At 67.2% G+C, this 16,495-nt stretch carries 13 protein-coding genes; 8 read left to right on the top strand and 5 right to left on the bottom strand.

Annotated features, from left to right (window positions below; translation table 11 throughout):
- The 3 genes from AC1DXV_RS20375 to AC1DXV_RS20385 form a co-directional block, all read left to right on the top strand.
- A partial coding sequence (locus AC1DXV_RS20375; RefSeq protein ID WP_477935230.1) for an FG-GAP-like repeat-containing protein occupies positions 1-1,782 on the top strand: 1,782 nt, incomplete at its 5' end.
- A 94-nt stretch (positions 1,783-1,876) separates the two neighbouring features.
- On the top strand, positions 1,877-5,656 hold the full coding sequence (locus AC1DXV_RS20380; protein ID WP_477935232.1) for an RHS repeat domain-containing protein: 3,780 nt from the start codon (positions 1,877-1,879) through the stop codon (positions 5,654-5,656).
- Positions 5,644-6,042 carry a hypothetical protein gene (locus AC1DXV_RS20385; protein WP_477871331.1) on the top strand — a complete coding sequence of 133 codons (399 nt, stop codon included), beginning with the start codon at positions 5,644-5,646 and terminating at the stop codon, positions 6,040-6,042. Before AC1DXV_RS20380 ends, AC1DXV_RS20385 begins: the two co-directional genes overlap by 13 nt.
- Before the next feature lie 4 nt (positions 6,043-6,046).
- Here AC1DXV_RS20385 and AC1DXV_RS20390 read toward each other — a convergent pair whose 3' ends face one another.
- From AC1DXV_RS20390 to AC1DXV_RS20400, 3 genes are all read right to left on the bottom strand, one after another.
- Entirely contained in the window at positions 6,047-7,018 is a 972-nt protein-coding gene (locus tag AC1DXV_RS20390) for a thymidylate synthase (RefSeq protein ID WP_477871329.1), read from the bottom strand.
- 85 nt (positions 7,019-7,103) lie between these two features.
- Entirely contained in the window at positions 7,104-7,763 is a 660-nt protein-coding gene (locus AC1DXV_RS20395; RefSeq protein WP_477871327.1) for a YiaD family glycine zipper/OmpA-like lipoprotein, read from the bottom strand.
- 118 nt (positions 7,764-7,881) lie between these two features.
- On the bottom strand, positions 7,882-9,663 hold the full coding sequence (locus tag AC1DXV_RS20400) for an ABC transporter transmembrane domain-containing protein (RefSeq protein WP_477935234.1): 1,782 nt from the start codon (positions 9,661-9,663) through the stop codon (positions 7,882-7,884).
- Between the two features lie 155 nt (positions 9,664-9,818).
- Between AC1DXV_RS20400 and AC1DXV_RS20405 the strand changes: the two genes are divergently transcribed.
- The 4 genes from AC1DXV_RS20405 to AC1DXV_RS20420 all read left to right on the top strand — a co-directional run bounded on the left by AC1DXV_RS20405 (position 9,819) and on the right by AC1DXV_RS20420 (position 14,942).
- Positions 9,819-10,307, top strand: a complete 489-nt coding sequence (locus tag AC1DXV_RS20405) for a MarR family winged helix-turn-helix transcriptional regulator (RefSeq protein ID WP_477871402.1) — start codon at positions 9,819-9,821, stop codon at positions 10,305-10,307.
- Between the two features lie 117 nt (positions 10,308-10,424).
- Complete coding sequence (locus AC1DXV_RS20410) at positions 10,425-11,909, top strand: efflux transporter outer membrane subunit (protein ID WP_477871403.1); 1,485 nt, start codon at positions 10,425-10,427, stop codon at positions 11,907-11,909.
- Positions 11,910-11,957: 48 nt separating this feature from the next.
- Complete coding sequence (locus tag AC1DXV_RS20415; protein WP_477935236.1) at positions 11,958-13,295, top strand: EmrA/EmrK family multidrug efflux transporter periplasmic adaptor subunit; 1,338 nt, start codon at positions 11,958-11,960, stop codon at positions 13,293-13,295.
- A gap of 30 nt (positions 13,296-13,325) precedes the next feature.
- Positions 13,326-14,942 carry a DHA2 family efflux MFS transporter permease subunit gene (locus AC1DXV_RS20420; protein ID WP_477872729.1) on the top strand — a complete coding sequence of 539 codons (1,617 nt, stop codon included), beginning with the start codon at positions 13,326-13,328 and terminating at the stop codon, positions 14,940-14,942.
- Here AC1DXV_RS20420 and AC1DXV_RS20425 read toward each other — a convergent pair.
- Positions 14,936-15,151 (bottom strand): hypothetical protein, encoded by a 216-nt coding sequence (locus tag AC1DXV_RS20425; protein WP_477872731.1) that lies wholly within the window; start codon positions 15,149-15,151, stop codon positions 14,936-14,938. The genes AC1DXV_RS20420 and AC1DXV_RS20425 overlap by 7 nt on opposite strands.
- Positions 15,152-15,347: 196 nt before the next feature.
- On the opposite strand from AC1DXV_RS20425, the gene AC1DXV_RS20430 reads away from it, so the two are divergent.
- Positions 15,348-15,788, top strand: a complete 441-nt coding sequence (locus AC1DXV_RS20430; RefSeq protein ID WP_477874534.1) for a hypothetical protein — start codon at positions 15,348-15,350, stop codon at positions 15,786-15,788.
- A 17-nt stretch (positions 15,789-15,805) separates the two neighbouring features.
- On the opposite strand, the gene AC1DXV_RS20435 is transcribed toward AC1DXV_RS20430, so the two are convergent.
- Positions 15,806-16,495 (bottom strand): GGDEF domain-containing protein (locus AC1DXV_RS20435; RefSeq protein WP_477935238.1); only part of this gene is annotated, 690 nt, incomplete at its 5' end.

Here is a 16,495-nt window from a genome sequence, read left to right on the forward strand (position 1 = left end):
GACGTGGACGGCGACGGTATTCAGGATCTCGTGCACCTCAAGGACAACGCCGGAAACTTCTCTTTCTGGTATACGAGCGGCCACGGCACATTCACCGTTTCACCGCAGCCGGCGAATGCTGTCGATACCCAGTTGACCGATGGTGGCTGGTATGTATTGGACGTCAATGCAGATGGACTGCCTGATCTGATGCACGTTCCCACGACTGGTGCTGTTCGCGCGTATGTATGGCGATCCACCGGGGCGCCAGGCAGTGCTTTCGTGACGACCCAGATTTCGAACAACGCTGGCGATTGGATGGGCAGTTCCATGTCAGGGCCAGTGCTTGCATTGGACTTGAACGGTGACGGGCTTGCCGATCTCGTTCATCTCTCCCACAAATTCCAGCCGGCCCAAGGAGCTCCTACCCTTGGTTTTGCTGGTTTTGTGACTTGGATGTCGAAGGGAGACGGTACGTTCGATGTCACCAAGTCGCCTTATCCTGAAGCGGTGACCGGGGGTAGCGTAGGGGGGACCGTGGCGTCGTGGCAGTTGCTCGACGTGAATGGCGACGGCCTGCTTGATCTGGTGAATCTCGCGGGCAACTCTGGCAACGTGATCGTGTTGTTGTCCAAGGGCGACGGTTCGTTTGCGGTATCCCAATTCCCGTCGACAACTGACACCAATCTTGGGGGCGGAAGCTGGCAGGTTCTCGATTTCAATGGTGATGGCTTGAGCGATCTCGTTCATCTCACGACAACCAACGATGACTACCGGATTTGGCTTTCGAAAGGTGATGGCACGTTTGACGTGTCGGCCAGCAAATCGACCGGCAATGTTGATTCTTGCATGACGTGCGGGAAGTGGTTCGCAATGGATACGGCCGGTGATGGCTTCGCCGATCTGGTCCACATGAGCGACGACCAAGGGCGTTACGGCAGCTGGTTTCTTTCTCGCCATTCTGCAGACGTGCCGATGTCGATCTCCAATGGCCTGGGTGCTCGGGTCGCATGGGAGCAGCGAGGTCTTGCGCAGATCCTCGGCAAGTCGGAATCGAGCTATTCGATGTCGGTTTCATCAAGTGGGGGTCGCTGGACAGTCGTTCCACCGATGCAGGTTGTGACGTCATCGCAGGCCACTACTGGCGTGGGTGGCGAGCGCAAGACGACCTACAGCTATGACTCGGCGCAAATGGAGCGCAATGGCCGGGGTTTTCTCGGGTTCAACTGGCTTCAATCGGTCGATGAAATGACAGGCGTCGTGACCCGGACCGTCTCGAACCTGAACTTCCCGTACACCGGCATGACGAGCCAGGCCTTGCAGGGGCTTTCGCTGGCCAGCGGCTTCAACCTAGGCAGCACGACAACGGCCTACGACTGTGTGGACCCGGCGTCGACGACCATCCCGCCGGCTCCGTGCACGGTCGGTCCGGGCAAGCGCTATTTCGTCTACCCGAAGACGGTCGACGCCCGGACCTGGGACCTGAACGGCAAGCCCATGCCGCGCACGCGCACCGAGACGCTTGACGTGGATGCCTACGGCAACGTCGGCCGGATCATCACCTCGACGCTGGACGCAAATGGCAACGCGACGGCCTACGCCAAGACCGTCGTCAACACTTACGCGGCGCCCGACCTGGGCAACTGGTACCTGGGCCGGCTGCTGAAAAGCACTGCGACCTCGACAGGCCCTGACATTCCGGCACCGGTGGTGCAGGGCACGGGCGGGTTGCCGCCCGCACCCGCGCCCCAGCTGCCAGCGCAGTTGCTGCAGGTGATCCTGAGCATCCTGCTCGACGACTGAAGCGCGAATGCCCCTGAAGATTCGCTGAGATTCAAGAACCGATGACACGCCGCCCGTCTCGAGCGGGCGCGGCAAGCCGAGAGGGAGGCCTTCGATGAACAATGACAGGCACATGGAGCAAGGGCGCGGGGTCTGGCGCGGGATGTCGCTGGTGGGCATCCTGCTCGGAGGTCTCATGGTGTCGAACACTGCGTCTGCCATCGAGACCATCACGCGCACCAGTTCGTTCGACTACGACCCGGTCAGCGGCCTGCTGAAGAAGGAAGTGATCGAGCCGGGGTCTGCAGACCTATGCGTCGTCACCGAGTACGGCTTCGATCTGTATGGCCGCAAGACCTCGATCAAGACGCGCAATTGCAACGGCAGCGCTGGCTCTACACCAGGCGCTGTCGTGGAGGCAGCCGTACCGAGTGCTGCCGCGGCATTTCCGGAGCGTGCGGCGAGCAGCGTGTACGACACGGTCGATCCGCGTTTCGTGAAAACAACGACCAACGCGCTCAAGCAGCAAGAGACGCGCGTCTACGACCACCAGCTGGGGGTGGTGACGAGTTCGACCGGGCCGAACCAGCTGACGACGAATTGGACCTACGACGGGTTCGGTCGCAAGCTTCGCGAGCACCGCGCGGACGGCAACGGCACCACCTGGGCCTATCAGTACTGCTCCGGCATCAACGGCGGGACACTCTTTTGTCCGGCGGTCGGCGGCGCCGCCGGTGCCTATGCCGTGACGGCCACGCCGATCCACTTCAGTTCCGACACGGCGTGGGCCGCCAACGGTCCCTACGTGCGCACGTACTACGACAGCCTGGGCCGCGTCACGCGAATCGAGACCCAGGGCGCCGACATCAACGGCACCTCGCAGCTGATACTGCAAGACACCGAGTACGAAGCCAACGGCAACGTCTATCGCCAGAGCCGCCCGTTCTTCGATGGCCAGCCGAAGTACTGGACGGTGTTCCAGCGTGACCAGCTGGGCCGCGTGACCCGTGTCGATTCCCCCAATGACGCCGGGACCGGCACCGTGTCGACGACCACGGCCTATGACCAGTCTGTGACGATCGTCAAGGATCCGCTGTCGCATCCGACCACTGAAGAACGTGACGTCCTCGGGCGGGTCGTCAAGATCACGGACGCTGCAAACAACGTGCTGCGGCGCACCTACGACGCCGTCGGTAACCTGGTGCAGACGGCGGATTCGAAGGGCAACATCACGTCGATGGTCTATGACCGGCGTGGCCGCAAGACCGCGCTGTACGACGCCGACATGGGCGTCTGGGGCTATTGCTACGACGCGCTCGGCCAGCTGAAAGCGCAGCAGAGCCCGCGGATGCGCGGCAGCAATGCGCTGTCGGCGTGCCCGGCATTGACGGGTAGCGGCACCGTGGCGCAAGCGCTGCCCGACTGGACCACGATGGCCTACGACTTGCTGAGCCGGCTGACGCAGCGCGTCGAGCCCGATGCCACCAGCACCTGGCGCTACGACACCTACGCGAATGGCCAGCCCTGCGATCACGGCACCGGCAAGCTCTGCGAAGTGACGACCGCGAACGACACATCGCGCAAGATCGTCTACGACGAGTTCGGTCGGTTCAAGAGCGCGACGACAACGATCGGCGCGGCTTACGCTGCAGGCGTGACCTATGACGTGCATGGCCGGGTCGAGACGCAGTCGTACCCCACTGGCCTCGTGACGCGCAACGTCTATACGGCGGGGCTGGGCTTCTTCAAGCAGTTGGTTGACAACCGCAATGGCCAGGCGCTCTGGACCGCCGATGCGGTGAACGCGAGCGGGCAGTTGACGCAGTTCACATATGGCAACGCGGTCACGACGAGCAACCAGTTTTTCCCAGGCTCGGGGCGGCTGAACATCACCCGCGCCGGCAGCGGCAACAACGTCCAGAATCTGGTGCACACCTACGACGATGCCGGCGCGCTGAGCAACCGCGTCGACATGTTGACCACCGTCAGTGCAAGCTACACCTACGACGAACTGAGCCGGGTGCTGAGCGAAACGAGATCGAGCGGCAGCCTGCCGTCGCAGACGATCGCATGGACCTACGACGCGATCGGCAATATGCTGACGCGTACCGAAAGCGGCACCACCAACACCTACAACTACAACCCGAGCGGGGCCGGCAGCAATCGCCCGCATGCGGTGGCGAACGTCAGCGGCTTCGTCAATGGGCTGGCCGTGCCCTCGTACCAATATGACGCCGACGGCAACTTGGTCTCAGGGGCTGGCCGCACGATGGTGTGGACCAGTTTCGACAAGGTGTCGAGCATCAGCCGGAACAGCACGCAGCTCACCTACCTGTACGGCAGCGAGCACGAGCGCGTGAAGGAGGCCTACCTCCTTGGCGGCGTGCCGCAGCGCACCACGGTGTACCTGAATACCCCGGACGGATCGGGACTCTTCTATGAAGAAGAGAGCGGCGTGGCCGGTACGAAGAAGAGGCACTACCTGAACGCCGGTGGCATGCAGATCGGCATGATCGTGTGCACGGCCGATCCGTGCACCACGGTCGCCAACACCAGCACTCAGTACTGGCACAGCGACCACCTGGGCTCGGTCAGCGTCGTCACGAATGCGGTTGGCACGCCGATCGAGCGCATGGCCTACGAGCCGTACGGCAAGCGCCGCAACACCAACGGCCAGACCGACGGCAGCGGTACCCTGGCGGCCAGCAGCACCGGCCGCGGCTACACCGGCCACGAGCACCTCGATGAGGTGAGCCTGATCAACATGAACGGCCGCATCTACGACCCGGCATTGGGACGGTTCATGAGCGCGGACCCGGGCGTGCAGGCACCGGGCAGCCAGCAGAGCTACAACCGCTACGCGTACACCTGGAACAACCCGCTGAACGCCACGGACCCGAGCGGGTATTGCACGCTGGACTGCTTCTGGCAGCCCAATGGGCGCGCGACGCAGAACGTGACCAAGTCAGCGTTCAATGTGATCCATCACCTGCCGGGGCAGGCGGCGGTCGATCGCTATGTGATGACGCACCAGTGGGCCTACACGGTGGGCTCGATCGCGGCGTCGTACTACGGCGGCCCGGGGGGGGCGGCGCTCTGGTCCAGCTATTACACCTACCAAGGCACGGGTGACATGCATGCGGCTCTGAATGCCGGGGCGGTTTCCTTCGCGGTGGACGCGGCAAGCATGGGAGCCGACTACGGGACCAGTGGGTTCACGAACGTGGCTTTGCATGCAGCGGTAGGGTGCCTGTCTTCCAGGGCCGGGGGTGGCAGCTGCCGCCAAGGTGCGTTGTCCTCCGCGATGAATGCAGGCTGGGCGACCTACGGTCCTGATACGAGTGGCTGGGGCTTCTTCGGCAACATGGCCACCAATTCGGTGTTGGGCGGAGCTTCATCCGTCATTCAGGGAGGGCATTTCGCCGACGGTGCCAAGACGGCCGCGTATGCTTATCTCACGCAGCAATGCTTGGAAAATCCTCGCGGGTGTGCCGACGTTGCGGGCAAGATCTGGACACTTCCCAACACCGTTGTCGGGCTGGGTGTTGGTCTCGTGGGGGTTCCGTTCGGTGCGAACATCACCTTCCAGGACAATGCCATCGTGGTCAACAACTACCCGTTCGGCGTAAGTGCAGTCACGATTGGAAACGTCATCATAAGTACGTTTCCAAGCATGGACGAAAAGGTGCCGACATACGCGTCCGCTGCTGGCGGACCCTATGAAAGAGTTCGGTTGGGATCTCACGAGGCAGCCCACACCTATCAATACCAAGTGCTGGGCCCTTTATTTTTCCCGGTTTACCTATTCTCGGGAGGCGCATTCACTGCTTCCAGCAATTTGGAACAAGCGGCCGACCGATACGGTACAACGGGAAAGGGGTGGTGGCCATGGTAGTGGTTGAACGCAGCTGGCGGGTCGCTGTCGTCACAGTGCTGTCGGGCTGCTTCAGCATGGGATTCAGCTTCCGAGGCGGCGCCGAGATCTACAACGGCGGGAAGGTTTCCGTCGACCTCAGCGTCGTGATGAGGGACTCCTCGACACGTCTGCTCCTGAAGTCATTCGAGCCTGGGGAGCGATTTGCGATGCGTGAATCCCTGGATATTCGATCCATCATCGTCGAGCACGACGGTGTGCGAACTCAACTGGAAGAGAGCAACCTCGTGGAACAACAGCGGGGATTGCCACCGACAAAGCAGGTCTGGCTCTTCGACGGCGTGCGAGTCTGCGTTGTCAGCGCATCGGCCTTCAAGGCCGATGCCGGGATGAAATGCCCGCCGTGAACCGCTACACCGCCATCGGCGCCGTCAACGGCGGGTGGTGGTCGTACCCCACCAGCGTGAAGTCCGACGGCTCCACCTTCTCGAGCCACTCCGGCTCGTAGCGCCCGGTCTTCGCGAAATCCGGGATGCGGTCCGACAGCTGCAACTGCGGCGCCGCGAACGGCGTGCGCGTCAGCTGCTCGCGCAGCATCCCGACGTGGCTCTCGTAGATGTGCACGTCGCCGATGAAGTAGTTGAACCAGCGCGGCGTGTAGCCGGTGAGCCGCCCCACCAGGTGCAGCAGCGCCGCGCCTTCGGTCAGGTTGAACGGCGTGCCCAGGCCGACGTCGTTGCTGCGGATGTACAGGCACAGCGAGATCTCGCGCTTTTCCTGGCTGACGAGGAACTGGTACAGCAGGTGGCAGGGCGGCAGCGCCATCTCGTCGAGCTGGGCCCAGTTCCAGCCGTGGAACAGGATGCGCCGGCTGCCGGGGTCCTTGATGATCGTGTCCAGGCACTGGCGCAGCTGGTCGACCGCCTTGTACAGCAGCACCCGCTCGGCCTCGCCGTCGTCGTAGACGGCTGTGAACTGATAGCCGCGCGCGAGTGCATCCTCGATCTGCGCCGTCTGCGTCGAATCGATCACCTTGTAGGCCGGCCAGTTGCGCCACTGCACGCCATACACCGGGCCGAGGTCGTCGGCGCCCAGCCGGTACGGGTTGGCCAGCCACGGCGCGTTGTCGTTGGCGTTCTGGTCCCACACCTTGCAGCCCAGCTCGCGGAACTCTGCCGCATTGCGGCTGCCGCGCAGGAAGCCCACCAGCTCGCCGACCGCCGACTTGAACGCGAGCTTCTTCGTCGTCACCGCCGGAAAGCCCTGCTGCAGGTCGAAGCGCAGCGAGGCGCCGGGCAGGCTCAGCGTGCGCACGCCGGTGCGGTTGTCCTGCCAGCTGCCGTGGTCGAAGATGCTCTGGACGAGGTCGAGGTACTGTTTCATGGGGGTACTGCCTGCGGAAGGCGCGATTATCGGCGCAACAAAAAACGGGCACCCGAAGGCGCCCGTTCCGTCATGCGTGGAGCGATCAGGATTGCCCCGGCTCGCGCAGGAACAACTCGACGCGGCGGTTCTTCGCGCGCCCGGCTTCGCTGCTGTTGTCCGCCACCGGCTCGCGCTCGCCGTGGCCGGCGGTCTCGATGCGGCTCGCGGTCACGCCGCGCGTGCTCAGGTAGTCGCGCACGCTGTGGGCGCGCTCCAGCGACAGCGGGTTGTTGATCGCGTCGGAGCCGGTGTTGTCGGTGTGGCCGACGATGCTCAGGCGCACGTTCGGGTCGTTCTTCAGGCTCTCGGCGAACGGGTCGAGCACGGCGCGCAGCTCGGGCTTGATCGTCGCGCTGCCGGTCGAGAACGACACGTCGTTCGGCACGTTCAGCTTCAGCTGGTTGTCGGCCGTGCGGGTCACCTCGACGCCGGTGCCCTTGGTGGCCTGCTCCATCTGGGCGCGGCGTTCTTCCTGGCGCTTCGACCAGATGTTGCCGGCCACCGCGCCGAGCGCGCCGCCGATCACCGCACCGGTGCCGGCCTTGCCGCCGGTCACCTTGCCGAGCACGGCACCCGCCGCGGCGCCGGCACCGGCGCCGATGGCCGTGCCCTTCTGCGTTTCGCTCATGTTCTGGCAGCCGGCCAGCAGCACGGCGGTGGCGCTGAGCGCCACGGCGGCGGATCGGAAGTTGCGGATGTTCATGGTCTTCTCCTGAAAAAAATCTCGCGCGCGAGCGGATCGCGAGTATCGGTCGCGCAGGTTGCGGGTGTCTGTCGGCCGTCGGTAACAGTTGATGTCGGCGTACGCTGACAGGCTGTTGTCACAGATCGAACTGCAGCGCCGCCAGCCGCGCATAGAGCCCGCCGGCGGCCGCGAGTTCCGCATGCGTGCCGGTTTCGACGATGCGCCCGTGCTCCATCACGACGATGCGGTCGGCACGCTGCACCGTGGCCAGGCGGTGCGCGATCACGAGCGTCGTGCGGTCCTTCATCGCCGATTCGAGCGCGGCCTGCACCATGCGCTCGCTCTCGGCATCGAGCGCGCTGGTGGCCTCGTCGAGCAGCAGCAGCGGCGGGTTCTTCAGCATCGCCCGCGCGATGCTGATGCGCTGGCGCTGCCCGCCCGACAGCCGCACGCCGCGCTCGCCGAGGAAGGTCTGGTAGCCCTCGGGCAGCGCGCTGATGAAGTCGTGCGCGAACGCGGCGCGCGCGGCGGCGATCACCTCGTCGTCGCTCGCCTCGGGACGGCCGTAGCGGATGTTCTCCAGCGCATTGGCCGAGAAGATCACGCTGTCCTGCGGCACGATGCCGATGCGCTGGCGCAGCGCCTGCAGCGCGGTGTCGCGCACGCTGACGCCGTCGACCGCGATGCGGCCCTCGGCCACGTCGTAGAAGCGCAGCAGCAGCTGGAACACCGTGCTCTTGCCGGCACCGCTCGGCCCGACCAGCGCCACCGTCTCGCCCGGCCGCACCTGCAGGTTGAAATCCGCCAGCGCCGCATGCAGCGGCCGCGACGGGTAGCGGAAGCTGACGCCTTCGAGCGCCACCGCCGAGCCGCCGCTCGTGGCCGGCAGTGCCGCCGCCTGCGCCGGCGAGGCGATCGACGAGCGCGTGGCCAGCAGCTCCATCAGCCGCTCGGTGGCCCCGGCCGCGCGCAGCAGGTCGCCATACACCTCGGCCAGCACCGCCACCGAGCTGACGAGGATGATCACGTAGACCACCGTCTGGCCGAGGTGGCCGGCGCTGACCTGCCCGGCGATCACCGCCTGCGTGCCCTGGTACAGGCCCCACAGCAGCGCGCCGAAGGTGGCGGTGATGATGAAGGCCACCAGGCCCGAGCRCACCCGCGTGCGCCGGATCGCGGTCGCGAAGGCGTTTTCGGTCGAGTCGCTGAAGCGCTTCGCCTCGCGCGCCTCCTGCGTGTAGCTCTGCACCACCGGCACCGCGTTCAGCACCTCGGCGGCGATCGCGCTCGAATCGGCGACGCGGTCCTGGCTGGCGCGCGACAGCTTGCGCACGCGCCGCCCGAAGTACAGCGACGGCAGCACCACGATCACCAGGATGCCCAGCACCTGCGTCATCACCAGCGGGTTGGTGATGATCAGCATCAGCATCGCGCCCAGGCCCATCACCGTGTTGCGCAGCCCCATGCTGAGGCTGGAGCCGACGACGGTCTGCACCAGCGTCGTGTCGGTGGTCAGCCGCGACAGCACCTCGCCGGTCTGCGTGGTCTCGAAGAACTCCGGGCTCTGCTCGATGACGTGGGCGTAGACGGCACTGCGCAGGTCGGCCGTGACGCGCTCGCCGAGCCAGGTCACCATGTAGAAGCGGGCCGCCGAGAACACGCCGAGCGCCGCGCCGACGCCGAACAGCGCGAAGAAGTGGCCGCGCAGCGCCAGCAGGCGCTCGCCCGGATCGGAGGCGACCAGCCCCTGGTCGATCAGCGATTTCAGCGCGGCCGGGAACACCAGCGTCGCGACCGCCGCCATCACCAGGAAGACGACCGCCAGCCCGATGCGCCCCCAGTAGGGCCGCAGGAACGGCAGCAGCCCGCTGAGGGATCGAACGTCGCGACCGGGCGCTGGTGTGGGGGAGTTGGGCATCGGGGGTGTCCGTGGGACAGGCTGCGGCAAAAAACCGCCACGCACTGTAGCTGAACCCGGCTGAACCCGGCCAGGGCAAAGGCGGCCTTGACAATGACTGCCTAAGCAAATAAAGTCCAGGCATCGAGATAGCCAACGGACCCCATCCGACCGCCATGAGCCGCAGCCCCGTCCCCGCCGATTTCTACAACCGCGACGCGTACTGCGCCGAGGAGAGCGTGGGCTACCTGATGAAGCGGATCATGCTGTCGATCAGCTCCCAGGTCGACAGCAAGCTGGGCGCGCACGGCCTGACCAGCGCGCAGTGGGGCCCGCTGTTCAAGGTCTTCCACTCGGGCCACGGCAAGGCGACGGTCGCCGAGCTGGCGCGCTGGCTGCAGGCCGATGCGGGCGCCACCACGCGCCTGCTCGACCGGCTGGAGCGCAAGGGCCTGTGCAAGCGGGTGCGCAGCACCGAAGACCGCCGGGTCGTCGAGATCGAGCTGACGCCGGAAGGCGAGGCCTCGATCGCCGAGGTCCCTGCCGTCCTGGCCGAGGTGCTCAATGCCCATCTGGCCGGTTTCTCGAAGACCGAATGGCAGGCGCTGAAGCTGTACCTGCAGCGCATGCTGGCCAACGGAGAGGCGTTGCGCGACGAGACCTGATCTCCCTCGCGCAACCCCCAAAGACAAACAAAAGTTGAACGAGGTGGACCCATGCCATCCCAATGCCTGCCTGAGCAAATACAGCCGAAACAATCATCTGACAGAAAGTCTGGTCTCATGTCCGCGATCCCTTCCCTGCAGACCCTGCGCTCGCACCGCGAGCTTCCGGCGCTGACCGCGCTGGTGGTGGCCCTGGCGTCCACGCTGGTGCTGACGCTGGCCGGCTGCGCCAGCACCAACGGCATCGCGCCGGGCGCGAAGCTGGTCGAGCCGGCCGCGGTCGGCCTGGCCGAGAAGGCCGACGCCGCCTCGCCGGCGGTGGACGCCAGCTGGTGGCAATCGTTCGGCGACCCTTCGCTGAACGGCCTGGTCGACAAGGCGCTGACCGGCAGCCCGAGCCTCAAGGTGGCGCAAGCGCGCATCACGCGGGCTCAGGCCGCGATCGACAACGTGGCGGCGGCCGACGGCCTGCAGGTCACCGGCCAGTTCGATGCCACCCGCCAGCGCTTCACCGAGAACGGCCTGGTGCCGCCCCCGATCGGCGGCACGATGCAGACCACCGCGACGCTGCAGGCCGCTGCCTCGTGGGAGTTCGATTTCTTCGGCCGCAACCGCGCCGCGCTCGACGCCGCCCTCGGCAGCCAGCGTGCGCAAGAGGCCGAGCTGCAGGCCGCCCGCGTGCTGCTGGCCGCCAACGTCTCGCGCAACTACGTGCAGCTGGCGCGCCTGCTCGAGCAGCGCGATGTCGCGACCCGCTCGCTGCAGCAGCGCGACGACATCCTCGCGCTGATCCGCCAGCGCGTGCAGGCCGGGCTCGACACCACCGTCGAGCTGCGCCAGGGCGAGGGCGCCTTGCCCGAAACCCGCCAGCAGGTCGAGGCGCTGAACGAGCAGATCGCGCTGACCCGCCACGCGCTGGCCGCGCTGACGGCGCAGGCGCCGAACGCGCTCGACACGCTGAGCCCGCGCCTGCAGCCGGTGCAGGCCGTGCCGCTGCCGGCCAACGTGCCGGCCGACCTGCTGGGCCGCCGCGCCGACATCAGCGCCGCGCGCTGGCGTGTCGAGGCGGCCACCAGCGACGTCAAGTCCGCGCGCGCCCAGTTCTACCCGAACGTCAGCCTCACGGGCTTCGCCGGCTTCTCGAGCATCGGCCTGGACAACCTGCTGAAGTCCGACAGCCAGCAGTACGGCATCGGCCCGGCGATCCGCCTGCCGATCTTCGACGGCGGCCGGCTGCGCGCCAACCTGCGCGGCAAGTCGGCCGACCTCGATGCCGCGATCGAGAGCTACAACGCCGCCGTGCTCGACGCGGTGCGCGACGTGGCCGACCAGATCAGCTCGCTGCAGTCGATCGAGCGCCAGCAGAAGGAACAGGCCAATGCCCAGGCCTCGGCCGAAGCGGCCTACGACATCGCGACGCAGCGCTACAAGGCCGGCCTCGGCACCTACCTGGTCGTGCTGAACGCCGAGTCGACGGTGCTGACGCAGCGCCGCCTGGGCACCGACCTGAAGGCGCGCGCGCTCGACACGCAGGTGGCGCTGATCCGCTCGCTGGGCGGCGGCTATGTGGCCGCGCCGTTGCGCAGCGCGCAGGCCTCCTGATCCCGACCCGATTTCGTACAAACACAGCAAGACCTCGGAGAACCTTTCATGACCTCCCCGCAAGACAACACCGCTCCCGCAGTCACCGGCAACCCGACCCGCAAGAAGGCCCTGACCGCCGTGGCCGCCGCCGTCGCCGTGATCGGCGTGGCCTACGGCGCCTACTACGCGCTGGTGCTGAACCACTACGAGACGACCGACAACGCCTACGTGCAGGGCAACGTCGTGCAGCTGACCCCGCAGGTCGGCGGCACCGTGCTCGCGATCAATGCCGACGACACCGACTTCGTGAAGGCCGGCCAGCCGCTCGTCAGGCTCGACCCGGCCGATGCGCAGGTCGCGCTCGACCAGGCCGAAGCCCAGCTCGCGCAGACGGTGCGCGAGGTGCGCACGCTGTTCGCGAACAACTCGACGCTGAAGGCGCAGATCGCGCTGCGCGAGGCCGACCTGGCCCGTGCGCAGGCCGACCTGCAGCGTTCGCAGGACGACGTGAACCGCCGCGCCCCGCTGGTCGCGAGCGGCGCTGTCGGCAAGGAAGAGTTCAACCACGCGAACGCGCAACTCGCCGCGTCGAAGAGCGCCGTCGCGGCCGCGCAATCGGCCTCGCTGGCCGCGCGCGAGCAGCTCACGTCGAACCAGGCGCTGACCGACAACACCTCGGTCGAGGAGCACCCGAACGTGCAGCGCGCCGGGGCCCGCGTGCGCGAGTCCTACCTGGCGCTGCGCCGCGCCGACCTGCTCGCSCCSGTCGACGGCTACGTCGCCAAGCGCAGCGTGCAGGTCGGCCAGCGCGTGCAGGCCGGTGCGCCGCTGATGTCGGTGATCGCGCTGAACCAGCTGTGGGTCGATGCCAATTTCAAGGAAAGCCAGCTGAAGAACCTGCGCATCGGCCAGCCGGTCACGCTGCAGGCCGACGTGTACGGCAAGAAGGTCGAGTACCGCGGCCGGATCGAAGGCCTGGGGGCCGGCACCGGCTCGGCGTTCTCGCTGCTGCCGGCGCAGAACGCCACCGGCAACTGGATCAAGGTGGTGCAGCGCGTGCCGGTGCGCGTCGCGCTCGACCCGAAGGAGCTCGCCGAGCACCCGCTGCGCGTGGGCCTCTCGATGGACGCCAAGGTCGACGTGAGCAACACCGACGGCAAGATGCTGGCCGACGTGCAACGCAGCTCGGCGGTCGCGCAGACGGCGGTGTTCGACCTGGTCAACCAGGCGGCCGACGGCGAGGTGCGCAAGATCATCGCGAGCAACCTCGGCCATGCGCTGAAGGCCGACACCAAGGTGGCCGCGCGCCGCAGCGAGGCGGCCACGCCGGCCGCCGCGACGGGCGAGACGGTCGCGTCGAGCGCCGTCGCCGCCGCGGTCAAGCTGACCCCGGTCAAGCAGTAAGCCCCTCCCAGAGATCCGCGGAGCCTTCCCATGTCCTCCACCACCGCCGATGCGGTGTCCGGCGCCGATGCGCCGGCACCTGCGCCCGCCCCGGTCGCGCCGCCGCGCCCGGTGGCCCATCCGCCGCTGACCGGCAGCCAGCTGATCCTCGGCACGATCGCGCTGTCGCTCGCCACGTTCATGAACGTGCTCGACAGCTCGATCGCCAATGTCTCCATTCCGGCCATCGCCGGCGACATGGGCGTGAGCCCGAACCAGGGCACCTGGGTCATCACCTCGTTCGGCGTGGCCAACGCGATCTCGGTGCCGCTGACCGGCTGGTTCACCCGCCGCTTCGGCCCGGTGCGCCTGTTCATGGCGAGCATCCTGCTGTTCGTGTTCTCGTCGTGGCTGTGCGGCCTGGCGCCGAACATCGAGACGCTGATCGCGTTCCGCGTGCTGCAGGGCCTGGTGGCCGGCCCGATGATCCCGTTGTCGCAGACGCTGCTGCTCGCCAGCTACCCGGCTGCCAAGGCCGGCACCGCGATGGCGATGTGGGCGATGACGGTGCTGGTCGCGCCGGTGGTCGGCCCGCTGCTGGGCGGCTGGATCACCGACAACATCTCGTGGCCGTGGATCTTCTACATCAACATCCCGGTCGGCATCCTCGCGGCGGTGTTCACCTGGTCGATCTACCGCACCCGCGATGCCGTGCCGCAGAAGGTGCCGCTCGACTACGTGGGCCTGGGCCTGCTGGTGCTGTGGGTCGGTGCGCTGCAGGTGATGGTCGACAAGGGCAAGGAGCTCGACTGGTTCCAGTCCGGCCAGATCATCACGCTGGGCGTCGTCGCGGTGGTGGGCTTCCTGTTCTTCCTCGCGTGGGAGCTGACCGAGAAGAACCCGATCGTCGACCTGCGGCTGTTCGCGCGGCGCAACTTCTGGCTGGCCACGGTGGCGTTGTCGGTGGGCTACGGGCTGTTCTTCGGCAACGTGGTGCTGATGCCGCTGTGGCTGCAGCAGTACATGGGCTACACCGCCACCTGGGCCGGCATCGCGCTGGCGCCGGTGGGGGTGCTGGCGATCCTGCTGTCGCCGTGGGTCGGCAAGAACATCGGCAAGGTCGATCCGCGGCGGCTGGCCACGGTGGCCTTCCTCGGCTTCGGGCTGGTGCTGTGGATGCGCTCGCATTTCAATACGCAGGCCGACTTCAACACCATCCTGGTGCCAACGATCCTGCAGGGCGCGGCGATGGCGTTCTTCTTCATCCCGCTGCAGGCCATCATCTTCTCGGGCCTGCAGCCGCAGCAGATGGCGGCCGCGGCCGGCCTGAGCAACTTCGTGCGCATCACGGCCGGCGCGATCGGCACGTCGATCTTCACGACGGCCTGGGAGAACCGCGCGGTGCTGCACCATGCGCAGATCGCCGAGACGGTGAACGGCAACAGCATCGCCGCGACGCAGACGCTGTCGAACCTCGGCGCCACCGGCTACAGCCCCGACCAGGCGCTCGCGACGGTGAACCGGCTGGTCGACCAGCAGGCCTACACGATGGCGGCGACCGACCTGTTCTACCTGTCGTCAGCGCTGTTCATCCTGCTGATCGGGCTGGTGTGGCTGACGCAGCCCAAGAAAGGTGGGGCCGGCGGCGGTGGGGGCGGGGCTCACTGAGCCGGCTCGGCGGGCGGCGGCGGGATGCCGTCGCTCGTCGGCTGGTCGTTCGTCGGCCGGTAGCGGCTGCCCCAGGCCGGCCCCGGCTCTGCCGGGGTGATGCTGTAGGGCCCCAGGTGTCCCGGCGTGCGTTGCGCAGCAAGCGGTGCGCTGGCGCCGATCCGGTGGGCTGCAGGCGGTGTGGCGGTCTGGCGCGATACGGTGGACATGGGATTTCCGGGTCAGGCGGTCCGTGGGATCGAATGCCCTGAGAGGGGCGCGTGCTGAGTAACGCGCCGGCGTCGCCGGTTCACTGTCGAGGGGGTGTCCATGCGACCCCTGTCGTGGCTGGCCGGTCGCGTCGCCAGATGGAACCCGGCGCACGTCCGCGTTACTGACGCCTCGCCTTCACAGCGCGGGTGGTCCATGAGCGCCTTGCAGATCCTCCTGGACGAATTCGCCCGCCGCATCGGCAGTTCGCCCTTCAGCGTGGCGGGTGACCAGGCGCGTTTCGTCTGCAACGACCGCTTCGCGGTCGACCTGTTCCTCGACGCGCGCTTCGAGTGCGTGCGCATCGGCACCCAGGTCGGCCATTCGCTGGTGGCGGTGCCGGGGCATGAGCTCTACTGGAGCTGCCTGTCGCGCGCCCAGCGCGACGATCCGCGCTTCGAGGTCTGCTGGAACGCCTACACCGGCGAGATGCTGAGCATGTCGGCGATGCCGATGACGGGGCTCGACATCGAGGGCTTCATGCTGTGGATCGAGCGCTTCCTCGACAACTCGACCGAGGTGTCCACGGCCTGGCTCGCCGCAGAAGACCCGCACGGCTGCGGGCTGCCGCTGGCGGATTGCCGCAGCTTTGCCTGAGGGCCGGCCTCAGCGTCTCAGCCCGACACCCCGGCGTACTGCCTGAACTGCCCCCGCCCCGCGTGCTTCGCGGCGTAGAGCGCCTCGTCGGCGTGGCGCATCGCCTCGGCCAGCGTCGGGCCGTGCGTCGGCCAGACGGCGGCGCCGATGCTGCAGCCCACGCGCAGGTTGTTCAGCGTCAGGTAGCTCATCGGCCGGCGCATGTCGCGAACGATGCGCTCGGCCAGCGTGCGCGACAGCGCACTGCCTTCACCCGGCAGGCCGGTGATCAGCACCAGGAACTCGTCGCCGCCGAGGCGGAACACGAAATCCTGCTCGCGCGCCAGCTTGCGCAGGCGCTTGGCCACCTGCACCAGCACCTGGTCGCCGGCGGCGTGGCCATGGCGGTCGTTGATCGGCTTGAACGCATCCAGGTCCAGGCACAGCACGCAGACCTCGAGGCGTGCGTGATCGACCTCGTCGGCCAGGCGTTCGGCCATCTCGGCCAGGAAACCGCGATTCCACAAGCCGGTCAGCGGGTCGCGCAGCGCGCGCTGCTCGAGCGACTGCACGGCCTGCTCGCGGTCTTTCAGCGTGTCCTGCAGCTGCGCGACGGCGGCCGCGATCTGCTGCACGTCGTTGCGCCGGCGCGGCAGCGACGTGCCCGGCCCGCCGGGCGTGCGCGGGCGGCCGGCGCTGCCGCGCAACGCCTGTGCCAGTTCTTCGAC

Source organism: Rhizobacter sp. P3_C12 (genome assembly GCF_056402735.1).